The sequence below is a fragment of the Parafrankia irregularis genome (assembly GCF_001536285.1).
GTDB lineage: Bacteria > Actinomycetota > Actinomycetes > Frankiales > Frankiaceae > Parafrankia > Parafrankia irregularis.
In genome coordinates this window covers 1-15,539 of record NZ_FAOZ01000028.1, presented here as the reverse complement: position 1 = coordinate 15,539, position 15,539 = coordinate 1, and the positions used below count along the sequence as shown (strand labels likewise).

At 72.2% G+C, this 15,539-nt stretch carries 11 protein-coding genes and 1 pseudogene; 3 read left to right on the top strand and 9 right to left on the bottom strand.

The features are described 5' to 3' along the window. Nucleotides 1-223: 223 nt before the first annotated feature. Nucleotides 224-655, bottom strand: coding sequence for a division/cell wall cluster transcriptional repressor MraZ (mraZ, locus tag AWX74_RS29585; protein ID WP_006540930.1), 432 nt, complete (start codon nucleotides 653-655; stop codon nucleotides 224-226). A 539-nt stretch (nucleotides 656-1,194) separates the two neighbouring features. Between mraZ and AWX74_RS29580 the strand changes: the two genes are divergently transcribed. The 3 genes from AWX74_RS29580 to AWX74_RS29570 are packed head-to-tail and all read left to right on the top strand — an operon-like array spanning nucleotide 1,195 to nucleotide 6,191. Beyond that, nucleotides 1,195-2,223, top strand: coding sequence for an AAA family ATPase (locus AWX74_RS29580; RefSeq protein ID WP_091283551.1), 1,029 nt, complete (start codon nucleotides 1,195-1,197; stop codon nucleotides 2,221-2,223). A gap of 6 nt (nucleotides 2,224-2,229) precedes the next feature. After that, nucleotides 2,230-3,786 carry a DUF58 domain-containing protein gene (locus AWX74_RS29575; protein WP_091283549.1) on the top strand — a complete coding sequence of 519 codons (1,557 nt, stop codon included), beginning with the start codon at nucleotides 2,230-2,232 and terminating at the stop codon, nucleotides 3,784-3,786. Next, a complete protein-coding gene (locus AWX74_RS29570; RefSeq protein WP_091283547.1) occupies nucleotides 3,780-6,191 on the top strand; it encodes a transglutaminase TgpA family protein in 2,412 nt (803 codons plus the stop codon). The genes AWX74_RS29575 and AWX74_RS29570 overlap by 7 nt, the downstream gene beginning before the upstream one ends. Nucleotides 6,192-6,328: 137 nt before the next feature. Here the strand turns inward: AWX74_RS29570 and AWX74_RS29565 are convergent, their stop codons facing one another. The 8 genes and pseudogenes from AWX74_RS29565 to AWX74_RS40255 all read right to left on the bottom strand — a co-directional run. After that, nucleotides 6,329-6,751 (bottom strand): DUF3040 domain-containing protein, encoded by a 423-nt coding sequence (locus AWX74_RS29565; RefSeq protein WP_091283545.1) that lies wholly within the window; start codon nucleotides 6,749-6,751, stop codon nucleotides 6,329-6,331. Nucleotides 6,752-6,944: 193 nt separating this feature from the next. Next, the gene (dinB, locus tag AWX74_RS29560; protein ID WP_341271984.1) at nucleotides 6,945-8,129 is read right to left on the bottom strand and encodes a DNA polymerase IV; all 1,185 of its coding nucleotides are present in this window, start codon (nucleotides 8,127-8,129) and stop codon (nucleotides 6,945-6,947) included. A 26-nt stretch (nucleotides 8,130-8,155) separates the two neighbouring features. Further along, nucleotides 8,156-8,308 (bottom strand): hypothetical protein, encoded by a 153-nt coding sequence (locus AWX74_RS40260; protein WP_162604157.1) that lies wholly within the window; start codon nucleotides 8,306-8,308, stop codon nucleotides 8,156-8,158. A 101-nt stretch (nucleotides 8,309-8,409) separates the two neighbouring features. Next, entirely contained in the window at nucleotides 8,410-11,718 is a 3,309-nt protein-coding gene (locus AWX74_RS29555) for an error-prone DNA polymerase (protein WP_091283543.1), read from the bottom strand. After that, complete coding sequence (locus tag AWX74_RS29550; RefSeq protein ID WP_091283541.1) at nucleotides 11,711-13,423, bottom strand: DNA polymerase Y family protein; 1,713 nt, start codon at nucleotides 13,421-13,423, stop codon at nucleotides 11,711-11,713. Before AWX74_RS29550 ends, AWX74_RS29555 begins: the two co-directional genes overlap by 8 nt. Further along, entirely contained in the window at nucleotides 13,420-14,124 is a 705-nt protein-coding gene (locus AWX74_RS29545; protein ID WP_091283664.1) for a hypothetical protein, read from the bottom strand. The genes AWX74_RS29550 and AWX74_RS29545 overlap by 4 nt, the downstream gene beginning before the upstream one ends. Continuing rightward, the gene (locus tag AWX74_RS29540) at nucleotides 14,115-14,555 is read right to left on the bottom strand and encodes an SAV_6107 family HEPN domain-containing protein (RefSeq protein ID WP_054565807.1); all 441 of its coding nucleotides are present in this window, start codon (nucleotides 14,553-14,555) and stop codon (nucleotides 14,115-14,117) included. Before AWX74_RS29540 ends, AWX74_RS29545 begins: the two co-directional genes overlap by 10 nt. A gap of 784 nt (nucleotides 14,556-15,339) precedes the next feature. After that, a pseudogene (locus tag AWX74_RS40255) lies at nucleotides 15,340-15,539 on the bottom strand (IS110 family transposase); the annotation flags it as partial.

Genomic DNA, 15,539 nt, shown 5'->3' with positions numbered 1-15,539 from the left:
CCGCCGCCGGCGCGCTGTGGTCCTCTTCCATCTCACGGTGCACGGGTCAGGGATGCCGCGAGTCCGCGCCGACGACGGAAACGGCTCTGCGAGGGAACGGCCGATGGGGTCGTACACCCAGGTCCCGCCCCGCTCGTTCGCCGGACGCCGGGGAAGTGGCGGCCGGTGGGAGCGGGGGGAGACCTCGACAGACGACCGATGGTCACATCGTGCCTGCGAAAACTCAGATGACTCCGGGCAGAACCTCCTCCGACAGCTCGGCGAAGGTCTCCTCCTGGTCCGCCAGATAGGTCTCCCATCGGGTGGAGTCCCAGATCTCGACCCTGGTGTTGGCGCCGTTCACCACACACTCGCGGGACAACCCGGCATAAGTGCGTAGCGCAGGGGGAATAGTGATCCGCCCCTGCCGGTCGGGAACGTCGTCCGCCGCCGAGGAGAAGAACACACGACTGTAGTCACGAAGCGCCTTTGCCGTGACCGGAGCCGTACGAAGGGACTCACTGATCCGGGCGAACTCCGCCAGAGGGAACACGTAGAGACAACGCTCTTGCCCCTTTGTGATCACTAGCCCCCCTTCCAGCTCTTCCCGGAACTTCGCCGGCAGCGTCAGTCGCCCTTTGTCGTCCAGCCGCGGCGTGTGGCTGCCGAGAAACACCGGCACCTCCCCGCCTGGCTCCGACCGAGACGCGCCCTGGCCACCAGAGACGACGGTTGGTTCACCCGCCGGCAGCTGTTCACCAGACGACGGCTACCCGCGCCGCAAGCTCCCCTCCCCCACTGCGCGCCACTCTACTCCACTCCCCCCCACCTCACACCCCCATGACACCCCGCTACACCCCACCTCCCCCACTCCGGACGGGAGCAGCGGTTGTTCGCCACTACGAAGGTGGTATAAAGCGGCTGAATTGGCGATTGTTTGATCACAGAGCGCAATCGGCAAATGTTACGAATGCGCATCACGGTGCGAGCCGAGACCGCGCTCCATCACCCACTGCCGGCCCAGCAAGGACCAACGACGACCAGTCGCCCCGGGCACCCCCGAACGGATGTCACACTCAGAGGGGAGCAGGACACGTCGCGGTCATGTCCGGGTGGTGTAGCGGGGGGACCCGTGAGACGACCGGGACGCCACGGGACAACATTCCCGTAACGGTGGCAGCGGCCAGGACACGAGATCCAAGGGAGGCCGACACCGTGGTGACGGAGCCGGGAGTTCTGCGTTGGCATGACCCCGCGGCCGACATAGATCACTTGTCCGAGGTCGCCGACCGGGTGCGCCGCTCGGCGGAGACCGTCATCGACGGCAAGTCAGATGTGATCCGCACCGCGTTGGTCGTCCTGTTCGCCGAGGGCCACCTGCTGATCGAGGACGTGCCCGGTGTCGGCAAGACCATGCTGGCCAAGGCACTCGCCCGCTCCATCGACGCCCGGGTCCGCCGGATCCAGTTCACCCCGGACCTGCTGCCCAGCGACGTGACCGGGGTGAGCGTCTACAACCAGGGAACCCGCGACTTCGAGTTCCGGCCCGGTCCGGTCTTCGCGAACATCGTGGTCGGCGACGAGATCAACCGTGCGGAACCGAAGGCACAGTCGGCGCTCCTGGAATGCATGGAGGAGCACCAGGTGACCGTGGACGGTGTCACCTACCGCCTCGAGCCGCCCTTCATGGTCATCGCCACCCAGAACCCGATCGAGATGGACGGCACCCGGGCGCTGCCGGAGGCTCAGCGCGACCGGTTCACCGCCCGGGTCTCGATGGGCTACCCCTCCCCCGCCGCCGAGCTGGCGATGCTCGACAACCACGGGCAGAACGATCCGCTGACGGGTGTCGTCCCCGTGACCAACGCGGCCGAGGTGGCCAAGCTCGCCGGCCTGGTCCGCTCCGTGCACGTCTCGGACGAGGTCCGGCAGTACATCGTCGACCTGGTCGGCGCCACCCGGCGACATCCCGAGATCACGCTGGGGGCGTCGCCGCGGGCGGCCCTGCACCTCATCCGCACCGCGCGGGCACACGCGGCCATCGACCGGCGTGGCTACGTGCTCCCCGACGACGTCCAGGCACTGGCCAGTGCCGTGCTCGCGCACCGCCTCCTGCTGCACCCGGAGATCACGCTCTCCGGTGAGCCGACGAACGACATCGCGGCGCGGATCGTCACCGACCTGATCGCCCGGATCCCGGTCGCCCGGCAGGCGCAACCGCGGCCGCCGCGGCGCGGTCGCTAGAGACACGTGCACGACTACATCGCCGCACTGCGCGGGCTGACGGTACGCGGCTGCTCGTTCCTCGCCGCCGGTGGAGCGTGCATCGCCGCGGCCGCGATCATCGGCGAGCAGGACCTGCTCGCCGTCGCCCTCCTGCTGCTGATGTTCCCCCTGGTCGCAGCCGCGTTCGTCGCCCGGACTCGCTACCGCCTGGCCTGCACGCGCCGGCTCGACCCACCCCGCGTGACCGCCGGGGATACCGTCGCGGTGCGGATCCGGCTGGACAACGTCTCCCGGCTGCGCTCGTCCGTCCTGCTCGTCGAGGACGTGACGTCCCATCTCGGCCACCGGGCACGTTTCGTGGTGGACCGCATCGAGCCGGGCGGCTCGCGTGACCTGTCGTACTCCATGCGGGCCCAGACCCGCGGCCGGTACCAGGTCGGGCCGCTGACCATCCGGCTGACCGATCCGTTCGGCCTGTGCGAGCTGGAACGCAGCTTCCGCGGCAAGGACAGCCTCACGGTCGCGCCCGCGCTCGAACGCATGCCGCTGGTGCCCTCCGTCGGGCTGTCGACGCTCAACAACGCGGTGCGCCGTTCCTCCGCTCGGGCGGGTGACGACGAATCGACGACCCGGCCCTACCGATCCGGAGACGACCTACGCAAGGTCCACTGGAAGACCACGGCCCGGCTCGGTGAGCTGACGGTGCGCAGAAGCGAGCGGCCGCTCACCGGCGCGGCCACCGTGCTGCTCGACACCCGGGCCGACTCCTGGCCCGCGGACCATCCCGACGGCCCGTTCTCGTGGGCGGTCAGCGCGGCGGGCTCGATCGCGGTCAACCTCGCCCGCAGCGGCTACGGGGTGCGACTGCTCACCGGCAGCCGGGTGGCCGCCACCGGCCCCGGCAACGCCGTCGGCGCGCTGCTCGACCAGCTCGCGGTCATCGAGCCGAGCCCGTCCGCCCTGCTGAACCCGGCGCTGGCGCGCCTGCGGTCCGCGGAGCACTCCGGCATGGTGGTCGTCGTGCTCGGACGGGTCGACCAGGCCACTGCCACCCTGATCGCCGGTGCCCGGCCACGGAAGGCACCGGCGATCGCCGTGCTGACCGACATCGCCCAGTGGAGCGCCGAGGAATCGACCGCCGCCAACACCGTCGAGATGTCCCGGCACATCCTGACCAGGCACGGGTGGACCGTGCTGGTCGCGGACCGCACGACACGGCTGGCGGACACCTGGCCGCGGATCTTCCGTCCTGGGGCGGGCGGCGGACGAACGCACTCGCGCATCGGCGGTTTCGGCGCTGGTGCTGGTGCTGGTGCTGCGCCTGGCGCAGCCGGTGTCGGCGGCGTCGGCGGCAACAACACGCCGCGGCCAGGCTCGCGGCCGACCGGGGCCGGGGCGCGGACTCCCGTGCCGGGCTCGGCATCAGGCCCGAGTCCGGCACCCGGAACGGCACCGGGGGTGACGCCCACCCCGGCCCCGGCACCCACCGGGCCGCTCTACCGACCCGGCTCGCCGTATGAGCCCTCCCCGACCGCGGCCACCACCGGCGGACCGGCCACTTCGGCGGGCCGCGGATGGTGACCCCGCGGCCGATCGCCTCCGTTTTCGGCGGCGCGGCCTGTCTGCTCGCCAGCACCGCCATGGCACCGCTGTTCGCCGGCACCATCTGGTGGTTCCGGACTGTCCTGATCGCGACAGTGGTGGGGGTGGGCACGGCCGTCCTGGGCCGGCATGTCGGCAGGTCGATCCGGCACCCCGCACTCACCGGCTTCTGCCTGAGCCTCGTCGGCCTGTGCATGTCCGTCACCGCGGTGGGCGCCCACGAGGCCGCGTTGCTCGGCGTGATCCCCACACCTGCCTCGACGTCGGCCCTGTTCGACCTGGCCACGCCGATCAGGGACGAGATCCGGCAGCTCGCGGTACCGGTGCCGGAGCAACCGGGCCTGGTCGTCCTGGTCCTCGTCGCCACCTACGTGGTCGTCATGGCCGTCGATCTGCTCGTCGTCGTCGTCGTCGACCGGCCGGCGCTGGCGGGTATCCCGCTGCTCGCGCTCTTCCTCGTCCCGGCCGCCATCCTCCCCGCCGGCGTGGGCACCCTGCCCTTCGTGCTGGGCGCGATCGGTTTCGTCGCGCTGATGCTGCTGGACGGCAACCGCATGGTGACCAGGTGGGGCCGCCTGACGGGGGACCGCTCCCCCAGAATGATCAGCAACGGTCTGGGCGGGCTCGGGGCACAGATCGCCGCGGGCTGCCTGGTGATCGCGGCGCTCGTGCCGCTGGTGCTGCCGTCTCTGGACGGGCGGGGAGTGGTCAACAGAGGCAGCGCGATCGGGGCCAGCGAAGGCCGCAGCTCGGCCAGCGTCATCCAGCCCATCGTCTCGCTGTCCCAGCAGATCCACAACGAACGCGAGGTCCCGCTGCTGCGGGTGTCCACCGCCACCCCCAACTACCTGCGGCTCACCGCGCTGGAGAACTTCGACGGCCAGCGCTTCACGCTCCGGACGCTGAACGCGACCAAGGATGCCCGGGTCAGCGCGGGCCTGCCGGGACCCGAGGCGGACGTCCGTACCGTTCCGACCGAAGCGACCGTGACGGTAAGTAAGGAGATGACCGAAAGGTACCTCCCCGTCCCGGGTATCCCCACCCGCTTCGACGGCCTGGTCGGCGACTGGCGCCTCGCCGAGCCGACCGGCACGGTGTTCTCCACCCGCACCTCCACCGCCGGGCTGCGCTACACCGTGCAGGCCGAGGTTCCCGATCCGACCTCCGAGCAGATCAGGGCCGCCACCGGTGCCGTGCCCGACTCCATGGACGTCGTGACCGCCCTGCCCGCCGGCCTCGATCCCCGGCTGCCGACGCTGCTCGACCGGGTCACCGCCCGCACCGACACCGACTACGCGAAGGTCGTCGCCATCCAGAACTATCTGCGTGGCCCGGACTTCACCTACGACCTGACCGGGGCGCCCACGGCTCAGGACGGCGCCCTCGCCGACTTCCTGTTCTCCAGCCGGCGTGGGTACTGCGAGCAGTTCGCCTCCGCCATGGCCGTACTGGTACGGCTGCTCGGCCTGCCGTCCCGGGTCGCCATCGGTTTCACGCATGGAACGCAGCAGTCCGACGGCAGCTGGCTGATTACCAACAAGCAGGCACACGCCTGGCCCGAAGTCTGGTTCCCGACGCTGGGCTGGATCCCCTTCGAGCCAACCCGCCGCACCGACGGGAGCACCCCCGCACCGGACTACGCACCGTCCACCGACCCGGCCGACGACGCGGGAGCGTCGTCCACTCCCGAGGCGGACGACGCGGTCGGGGTCGAGCCCACCCCGGTCGTGACGCCCGTTCCCGCGGACCCAGGCGCCCTCGATGAGGAGCCGGAGCAACCGGTGGGGTCGGCCGCCAGGGGTGCCCGGACGCATTCGTTCCCGCCCCCGTGGCTGCCCTGGGTCGGGCTGGGGCTCGGCGTTCTGGGGCTGCTCAGCGTGCCGGCGCTGACCCGGCTCGTGCTGCGACGGCGCCGCATGGCCCCGAGCCCACACGGCCATGCGGGCTCGGGGGCTCCGACGGACGCGGCGCTGGTCGCTCGGGTCCACGCCGTCTGGGCCGAGCTTGTCGACATCGCCGCCGACCTCGGGATCCGGCTGCGAAGCAGCGACTCACCACGATCCGGCGCGCAACGCCTGATCTCGTTCCTGGAGGCCGGGCCCGAGGCCGGATCGCCGGAGGTCCTCGCGGCGCGGGACGCGCTGATACGGCTGGCCACAGCCCAGGAACGGGCTCGCTACGCCCCACCGGGGACGATCGCGTTCGACCCTGCTCTGCTGACCGATCTGGCGCTGGCGCGCAGGGTGCTGTGGTCCGTCACGCCGCGTGGGCGGCGGGCGATGGCGACCGTGGCCCCGCCGTCCGTGCTGCGACGGATCACGCCAGGCCACGACGACAGACCGGTCCTCGCGGCGACCGGCAGCGGCCCCCGCGAGGGGTCCTAGCGACCGGGCCGTCCTAGCGACCGGGCCGAGAGGTCCTGGCGACCTGGCGGGAGCCTGGACTGACCCGGGACCTGGACCGCCGGCTGGCTGAAGCCGGCTCACAGCCCAGGTCTCGGCTCACAGGTCTCGGCCTCGGCTCAGGAGCCGTCTTCCCAGCGCCGGCGCCAGCGCTCCTCGACCCGCTCCATGAACGACGAGGACGAGCGAGGCTGGCGCTGCCTGCCGCCGGGCCTGCCTCTCACCCCCGGGGCACGACGCCCGGTGTCAGGCCCACGCCCGCTCATCCGCCGCAGGTCCGCAGCGCCCCGAAGAGCCGCGAAGAGCATCATCGCGAACCCCAGGATCCCCAGGACGACCGTCAGCGGCACCTGGTTGAGGACAACCCCGACGACGAGGACGACGAGACCGAGGACGAACACCCCCGCACTGCGCCGAACCCGCCGGAGCAGGTAAGTCCGGGGATTCGTCGAACGGACCGTGCTCGCGAACTTCGGATCGTCCTCGACGAGAGCGCGCTCGATCTGCTCCAGTAGGCGCTGCTCGTTTTCCGAGAGCGGCATCGACGCTCCTCCCACGACCTTCAGGCCCGCCGGACGGAACCTGACACCCAAAGAATAGGCATGTGCGGGGCCGAGGCGGTAGGCAACTGGTCATGCTGTGTCCAAGCAGGTTCGAACCCTTACCGACCAGAGCGATTCGGCGTACTGGCGTCTTGCCCGGGCCGGCCGCGTTCATGCCAGGCCCATCCTACGATCATGGGCGGACGATCATCACCGTTCGGCGTTTGGACGGAGATGCCAGCAGTGATGCGGGCCGGACGGATCCGTCCCCGAACCGCCGGTGTGCCCCGTCGGTAGCCCGGTCCACGTCCGCCCAGCGTGCCGGTTGTTCGTCGAAGGTCAGCTGACGCCCGGCCCGTGCGGCCGCGGACAGGCCGGACGCCCGCACGCCCACCAGCCGTACCCGTGGCCGCTGGGTGCCCCACAGCTCGTCGAACAGCTCCCGGGCGGCACGGTAGACCAGCCAGGTGACGTCGGTCGGCTCGCGCAGCGTACGCGCTCGGGTGACAGTGGTGAAGTCGGCGTAGCGGACCTTGATCGAGATGTTGCGCGCCACCTCGCCACGCCCGCGCAGCCGGCCGGCGACCCGGGTGCAGAGCCGGAGCAGCTCGCGTGCCAGCGGTTCGGGCTCGGCCAGATCCGTCGGGAAGGTCTCCTCCGCGCCGATCGACACCTCGGTGCGGTCCGGGTCGACCCGGCGGTCGTCACGGCCGTGCGCGAGCGCGATCAGATGATCCGCGGCACCCGCTCCCAGCGCCCTCCGCAGCGTGTCCGCCGGGGTCCGTGCGATGTCGCCGATGGTGCGCAGCCCCAGCCGGGTCAGCGTCTCCTCGGTGCGCGGCCCCACCCCCCACAGCGCCGCCGTCGGCAGCGGGTGCAGGAAGGCGAGCACCTCCTCGGGACGCACCACCGACAGTCCGTCCGGCTTGCAGCGGGTCGATGCGATCTTCGCGACGAACATCGAGGGCGCCACCCCGATCGAACAGGTGAGCCCCTGCTCCGCGGCGATGCGCGCCCGGATCGCCCGCGCGATGTCGACCGGGCCGCCGAACAGCCGCCGCGCCCCGGCGACGTCCAGAAACGCCTCGTCCAGGGAGATGGGGGCGACGAGCGGGGTCAGGTCACGGAAGACGCCCATGATCGCGCTAGAGGCCTCGCGGTAGCGCCCGTGATCGGCGGGGACGACGACCGCCGCCGGGCACATCCGGCGCGCCTGCGCCATCGGCATGGCACTGCGTACCCCGAAGGCTCGGGCCTCGTAGGTCGCGGACAGCACGACACCCCGGTCACCGCCCCCGACGATCACCGGTCGCCCGCGCAGCCCGGGAGTGTCCCGCACCGCCACCGAGGCGAAGAAGGCGTCCATGTCCACGTGCAGGATGGGGCACTCCGGCAGGCCCGGCCCTAGCGCGGCAGCAGCAGACCGATGATCAGGCCGAGGAGGAGCCCCCCGGCCGACAGTCCGGCCAGCCGCCGCAGCCAGGTGTTCCGCTGTCGCAGCAGAGGACTCTTCGCTTCCGCTGCCGCCTGCCGGTCGTCCATACGAGTCACAGCCACCAGACATCACCACTCTCGGTAATCACCCCACCCGCGAAAGTAACTGATGGTGACTGAGTCTGTGACTGTATGCAAGGGCTGTGCCAGTCGGAGCCGCGCCGTCATCGGAAGTCCCTGGACCGCCGGCCCACAGCCAGTGGCAGCGGCCGCAGGCTCTCGGCGATCACGTTCACCACACCCTGCGCGCTCTCCAGCCGGCCCCGCACGATCAGGGCCGGTGCCGACCGGGCCACCGACCGGTGCCTGGCCCACACCCCACGAGAACAGATGATGTTCACCAGGCCGGTCTCGTCCTCCAGGCTCAGGAAGGTCACGCCTCCCGCGGTCCGCGGACGCTGCCGGTGCGTCACCACCCCGGCCACGAGCACCCGCCGGCCCCCGCCGAGATCCCGCAGCCGCCGGGCGACCACGACTCCCAGCTCGTCCAGCCGGCCGCGGACAAGCTCGGTGGGATAGCAGCCCGGGGTTATCCCGGTCGCCCACAGGTCGGCGACCACGGTCTCCGTTGTGGTCATCCCCGGCAGCGCGGCGGCGACAGCCGACACGTCCGCGCCGAACACCATGCCGTCGAGCCGGCCCGGACGAGCCTGGGCAACCGCCCCGGCCGCCCACAACGCCTCCCGCCGGGCCAGCCCGAAACAACCGAACGCCCCGGCCGTCGCGAGCGCCTCGATCTGCTCGGCCCGCAGCCCCACCCGGCGCACCAGATCGCTCATGTCCTGGTAGGGACCGCACGCGCGGCGTTCGGCGACGATGCGTTCGGCCAGCTCGCCACCCAGCCGCCGGACCCCGGCCAGACCGAGCCGCAGCGCCGCAGGCGAGCCGACCAGGGTCACCCCCGCCTCGGACGCGTTGAGATCCGGCCCGTGCACGACGACGCCATGCCGGCGTGCGTCGGCGACCAGGCTCTGCGGCGAGTAGAAACCCATCGGCTGCGCGTTGAGCAACGCGGCGCAGAAAGCCGCCGGGTAATACAGTTTCACCCAGGAGCTGGCATAGACGAGGAACGCGAAACTCACCGAATGACTCTCCGGGAAACCGAAGTCCGCGAAGGCCGCGAGTTTGGCGTACAGATCGTCCGCCATCGCCCCGGTGATACCGTTCACCGCCATTCCCGCGTAGAAACGGGTTCGCAGCCGGTCGATGCGCTCCGTGGCGCGTTTGGCCCCCATGGCCCGCCGGAGCTGGTCGGCCTCGGCGGGGGTGAACCCGGCCACGTCGATCGCCATCTGCATGAGCTGCTCCTGGAACAGGGGCACCCCGAGCGTCTTCTCCAGCGAACGGCGCAGCAGCGGATGCGGGTAGACCACCTCCTCCGTTCCGTTGCGACGTCGGATGTACGGATGCACCGAGCCGCCCTGGATGGGCCCCGGCCGGATGAGGGCGACCTCGACGACCAGGTCGTAGAACCGCCGCGGACGCAGCCGGGGCAGGGTCGACATCTGCGCACGGCTCTCCACCTGGAAGACCCCGACGGAGTCGGCCGCGCACAGCATGTCGTAGACCGCTGGATCCTCCGGCGGTATCGAACCGAGATCGAGCTGCCGGCCGTGATGCGTGCGGATGAGGTCGAAGACACCGTGCAGCATCGACAGCATGCCCAGGCCCAGCAGGTCGAACTTGACCAGCCCGGCCGCGGCGCAGTCGTCCTTGTCCCACTGCACCACCGTGCGCCCCGGCATGCGGGCCCACTCGACCGGGACCACCTCCGCGACCGGGCGATCACAGATGACCATCCCACCGGAATGGATCCCCAGATGGCGGGGGAACCCGAGAAGCTGGCCCGCCAGATCAAGCACCTCGGCCGGAATCCCCGCCGACGAGTCGGGTGCCTCGATGCTGGCGCCGGCGCCGGCGCCAGCATCGGCATCGGCATCGGCCCTGGTGTCGGGCCGATCGGCGGGATGGGCGTGGCGTGGCATCCCCCGGTCGATCTGCCGTGACCAGGCGTCCTGCTGGCCGGGCGAGAAACCCAGCGCGCGGGCGACATCACGCACCGCGGACCGCGGCCGATAGGTGATCACATTCGCGACCTGCGCGGCCCGATCCCGGCCATAGCGACCGTAGACGTACTGGATGACCTCTTCCCGGCGCCCCGACTCGATATCTATATCAATGTCCGGAGGGCCGTCCCGCTCAGGCGCGAGAAAGCGCTCGAACAGCAGGCCGAAGGAGACCGCGTCGACATTGGTGATGCCAAGCGCGTAACAGACCGCCGAGTTCGCAGCCGAGCCGCGCCCCTGACAGAGAATATCGCTCCTCCGGCAGAACTCGACGATATCATGGACAATCAGAAAATAACCTGGAAAACCCAGCTGCTCGATCACCTTGAGCTCGTGGACAAGCTGGTCGTAGGCCCCCGCGACCCGCTCGGCCCGCGCGGGGCCGTAGCGGCGGACGGCGCCCTGCATGGTCAGCAGCCGCAGCCAGCTCGCCTCGTCATGCCCGGGGGGAACAGGGAAGTCCGGCAGCCGCGGCGCGACCAGGTCGAGACCGAACGCGCATTCCGCGCCGATCCGGGCCGCGGCATCGACCGCCCCCGGATAGCGCCCGAACCGGGCGGCCATCTCCGGGCCGGACCGCAGGTGAGCCGTGCCGGCCGCGGGCAGCCAGCCGTCCATCTCGTCCAGGGACCGCCGGGCCCGCACGGCCGCCATGGTCGCGGCCAGCCGCGCCGACGCCGGCGTGGCGAAGTGGACGTTGCCGGTGGCGACGACCGGCAGCCCGGCGTCCCGCGCGAGCTCGGCGAGGGCGTCGTTACGGGCCGAGTCGAGCGGGGCGGCGCGGTCCCACAGCTCGACGGCCACGTTCTCCCGACCGAACAGACCGACGAGCTCGTCGAGGGCACGGCGGGCCGCGTCCACCCCCCGCTCGGCCACGGCCATCCCCCGCTCGTGTTCCACGGCCGGTTCTCCCGCGGCCAGCGCGCGCGGGACAGCGCCCTTGCGGCAGCCGGTGAGGATCTGCCAGTGCCCTCCGCTGGCCGCCGCGAAGGCCTCCACCTCCGCGATCATGATTCCCTTCTCCCCGCCGGCCAGATGCGCGTCGGACACCGCCCGGGACAGCCGGCGGTACCCCTCCGCGTCCCGGGCGAGGATGACGAGGTGGGTCGCGTCGGGATCCGCCGCCCCGTCGCGGGGGGCCGGGGATCCGAACGAGACCTCCGTGCCGAACACGGTGGGCAGCCCCGCGGCCGCCGCCGCCTCCGCGAACCGGACGGTGCCGTACATCCCGTTGTGATCGGTCAGCGCAAGGGCGGACAGGCCGAGCCGGACGGCCTCCGCCACCAGGTCCTCGGGCTGGCTGGCGCCGTCCAGGAAGCTGAACGCCGAGTGGCAGTGCAGCTCCGCGTAGGGCACCACCGGCACCTGAGGCTTCGCAGTCAGCTTCTCAACCAGCCTCTCAGTCATAGGTGGCCTCCAACCACCAGCGGCCGATCTCCACGAAGAGCAGCGACGCTGACCCGTCCGCCGCCACCAGCTGGAAGCGGGCACGGCGCCGGCCGACGGCCGGATCCCACCAGCGCTCGTCCACCGGCCATGGGCCCGCCCAGCCCGTGATCCGGGTGGGTGCGGCTCCGTCGACCGACAGCCAGGCCGGGCTGGCCGTCACCGTGCAGCGCCCGCTGACTCCGACGGGTTCTCCGCCCTCGTCGAGGACGAGGGCGGGCAGCGGCTCGTCGTGCACCGTGGCCGGCGCGGGCGCGGGAACTGCTCCCGGCCAGGGCGGAGCCCCCTCTCCACGGGCCCGGCCACAGCCGCCCGGGCGCCCACCACGGATGCGCGGGCCTCCACCGTGGCCGCGAGGCCGGCCGGCCTTCGCCGGTTCCCGCGAGCCCGCCGGTTCCCGCGGCTTCGCCGGTTCCCGGGACTCGCCGGGTTCCCGTAGCTCCGCAGGTTCCCGGGGCTCCCCCCAGGGAACCAGCCGCACCCGCCGGGACGGATCACGCCCGCCCTCGACCACGGGGATGGTGACCGCGCCCGGACCGAGCAACCCCTGGACGCGGGTCAGAGCCCGATCCACCCGGCCGGACGCGGCCCCGGGCTCGCCCCAGAGCCCGAGCTGACGACCATCCCCCGGCAGCAGCCCTTCCGGGGTGACCCGCACGAGCACCAGCCCGGATGTCGGCCGCCCGGTGAGGCCCGGCTCCTGTGCGGTGCCGGTCAGCCATCCGTCGAGCTGCCAGCGGACCCGGTCGGTGATGCCGGCGACGGACAGCGGCCCGTCATGCCGCCAGACCCGCTGCCGCCGTTCCCCGTGCTCCGTCTCCGCCTCGATGACGATCCGCGTGCAGGCGAGGCCGCTGTCACGCAGCCGTTCCTGGGCCTGCTCGGCGAGCCGGCGTGCAGCGAAGGCAGCCTGCTCCACCCGCTCCGCCGGCGCCTCGAACTCCACGGACACGCTCAGGTCGAGCGGCCGCTCGCGGGGCGTGAGCGGCCGCTCGTCCTCCCCGCGGGCAAGCCGGTGCGCCACGGCGCCATCCGGACCGAACCGCGCCAGCACGTCGGCCGCGGGCAGCCCCGCGAAGGCGCCGAGCGTGGCCAGGCCGAGCCGACGCAGGACGTCGACCAGCTCCGGCCGGTCGAGCAGCTCCACGGGCAGCGGGGCGAGGAAGCCCGGAGTACCGCCGGGAGGGACGATCCGACCCAGACGGGCGGCCGCCAGCGCGGCGAACGGACCGTCGGCGACACCGACCCGGACGACCGCCTGAAGATCCGCGTTTTCAAGGCACGCCTCGACCGCGCCCCGCACCTGGGCGACCGCGACACCGTCCCCCCCGAAGTAGCGGGCAGCGCCTCGGGAACGGACCAGGCAGTCGCCGGGCCGCACCACCTCCGCTCCGGGCACCACGCCTTCGACAGTCGCCACGACCGGTTCGAAGGCCCGAGCGTCCCGGTCCGGATCGGCGGGCACGAGGACCAGGTCAGGGCAGCGTGCCTGCGCCTCCCGCCGCCGTAGCCCCGGGTGTACCCCTCGGGCCCGGGCCGCCGGGCCGGCGCTGTGAACCTGGTTGGCGGCGAGGACAGCCACCGCCTCACCCGGCCGCCGGCCGGCCGCGACGGCGGGCCAGTCCGGGATGTGCACCGCGAGCATCCGAGTCGGCACGGGCCTCATCCCGACCCCGCGGCCATCGGCAGCACCGTCACCGTCTCCGCCAGTTCCGCCGGCATGCCCGGCAGGGCCGGCCCGACCAGATGCCCCGGCCCCGCCAGCCACACCTGCCGGGGCCGGTTGGCCGCCCCCCGGCCCTCCACCCGGACCAGGGTGCTGTGGCCGCGCAGGTGCCCATGGCCCTGCCCCAACCCGCTCCAGCGCCGGGCGACCACCGACAGCCGCAGGTCGGCCGCCTCCCAGTCCCCCGCGACCAGCAACAGGGCACCCCGTTCCCGGGCTCGGGCCGCGAGCCTGCGGGCGTCAGCGCCGTTCCCGCCCCGGGGCGGCCGCAGGACCACGATGTCCATCGCGTCGAGCAGGGCCGCGACGACCACCGGCCACCGCGGCCCGGGATCCGCCACCACGGCCAGCCGCTCCGGCACGACTCCGGCCTCGATGGCGGCCAGCATCCCCAGTGACCGGTGCCCCACCACCCCGCACCAGGCACCCGCCTGGGAGGGCTCGGCCAACAACGTCAACAGCAACGAGGACGACCCGCTGACGCTGACCGTCGTGCCGCGCCGCAGGCCGCCCGCGGGCAGCACCCGGGCCAACGCCGGCAGCACCGGGAGAAGCCGCTCACCGCCCGTACCAGCCCGCGCCACACCGGCCCGCGCCGCCGCCGGATGGGCCACGATCTGCTGAAGCGCGCTCAGCGCCACGTCCACCCCTCGGAGGATTCGGCCTGCGTCAACGACGGCTGGGAGGGCACGCCCAGCGCCGCCTCGACGATCCCGAGGAAGATCTCCACCTGACGGACAAGATCATCAGCATCCCTGGCCGTCACGACGGCGAGGCCGGCCTCCGCCGCCGCGCGCCGGCCGGCGCCCTCGGCGAAGAACGCCGCCCACTCCTGGAGCTCCGGAGCCACCACCGCCAGCAGCTGCCAGGCGCTCGCCGGACGGCCCCGATGCCCCGGACGGGGCTGGGCCCGGGCGGCGAGAACAGCGGCGGCGACCCGCAGCGCGGCCAGATGCGCCAGCGCGTAACGCTCGCCGGGCCGACGCGCGAAGGCCGCCTCGGCCAGCCCACGCCGCGCCGAGGCGAGAAGCTCGTCCCGGGAACGCCGCGGCAGCCCCGCGGCGGGGAGCATGGTTCGACCAGCAGGCCGCCCGGGCACCTGCCCGGACGCGGTCGGCGCACCCCCGCGAGAAGCCACCGCGGCACCGGATGAGCCTGGCCGGCCAACACCACCGGGCCCGCTCACCGGTGCGCCACCACCCGCCGGGCTCCGGCCGTCAGGTTCCCCGCCGCCCCGACCACCGTTGTGTTGGCCGCCGTTGTGTTGGCCGCCGACCGCCGCATACCCATCGACGGTGTTCCATCGAACCGTGCCCATCGGGATCACCTCTCCGGTGCTGGCTTTCGGTACCGACCCCTCAGGTACTGACCTCTCGGCCGTCAGCCCGCCCACCCGTTACGGACATCGAACATACGTTCGAAGATAGCCGCGTCACGACGGGACGTCAACGACCGGCACGACGCCCGGTTCGCCGCCGGCCGCGCTGGGGCGGGACGGGGTGGTCCACACAGAGGGCACGGACCACCGGCCCCGGCCCCCGGCCCCCCGGCCGAGGATCGGGACAACCCGACCCGGGAACGGTGGGCCGCGACGCACTCGGCGATATCACCGGCGGCGCCAGGCGGCAGTCGCGGCGGCGGCCCACGGCATTGAAGATCTTGGCCACCCTCAGTCGCGTCGACAATTCACAACAAGAGGCACAAAAGCGACGCAAAGCTACCTGGCGATCAGCAGAATGTGAGGATTTTGGTCGTTCTCGCAGCCCAAATCCTCAGATCTGACACGAAAAACTGACGTGAGCTGCGGGTCGGGGCTTGATCGGCTGGTTGTGGCGGGTTGGGTGGGCTGGGTCCGGTCAGGCGGGGTCGAAGCGGATGGTGAGGCCGAGGGCGTTCGCTTCGCGGATCATGCGTCGCATCGCGCGTTGCGGGTTCTTCCTCGTGTGGTAGTCGGCGCCGAGGTCCTTGTGTCCGGTCCTGTCGTGCAGGACATGCCAGATCGCGACGGTGAGCTTGTGCATGACAGCGACCAGGGCCCGCTGCTTCCCCCGGCGGG

Bases quoted from the DNA above. Each gene is read 5' to 3' on its own strand.
- AWX74_RS29570 (WP_091283547.1), top strand. From the start codon at position 3,780: ATGGTGACCCCGCGGCCGATCGCCTCCGTTTTCGGCGGCGCGGCCTGT.
- AWX74_RS29565 (WP_091283545.1), bottom strand. From the start codon at position 6,751: ATGCCGCTCTCGGAAAACGAGCAGCGCCTACTGGAGCAGATCGAGCGC.
- AWX74_RS29555 (WP_091283543.1), bottom strand. From the start codon at position 11,718: ATGACTGAGAGGCTGGTTGAGAAGCTGACTGCGAAGCCTCAGGTGCCG.
- AWX74_RS29550 (WP_091283541.1), bottom strand. From the start codon at position 13,423: ATGAGGCCCGTGCCGACTCGGATGCTCGCGGTGCACATCCCGGACTGG.
- AWX74_RS29540 (WP_054565807.1), bottom strand. From the start codon at position 14,555: ATGCTCCCCGCCGCGGGGCTGCCGCGGCGTTCCCGGGACGAGCTTCTC.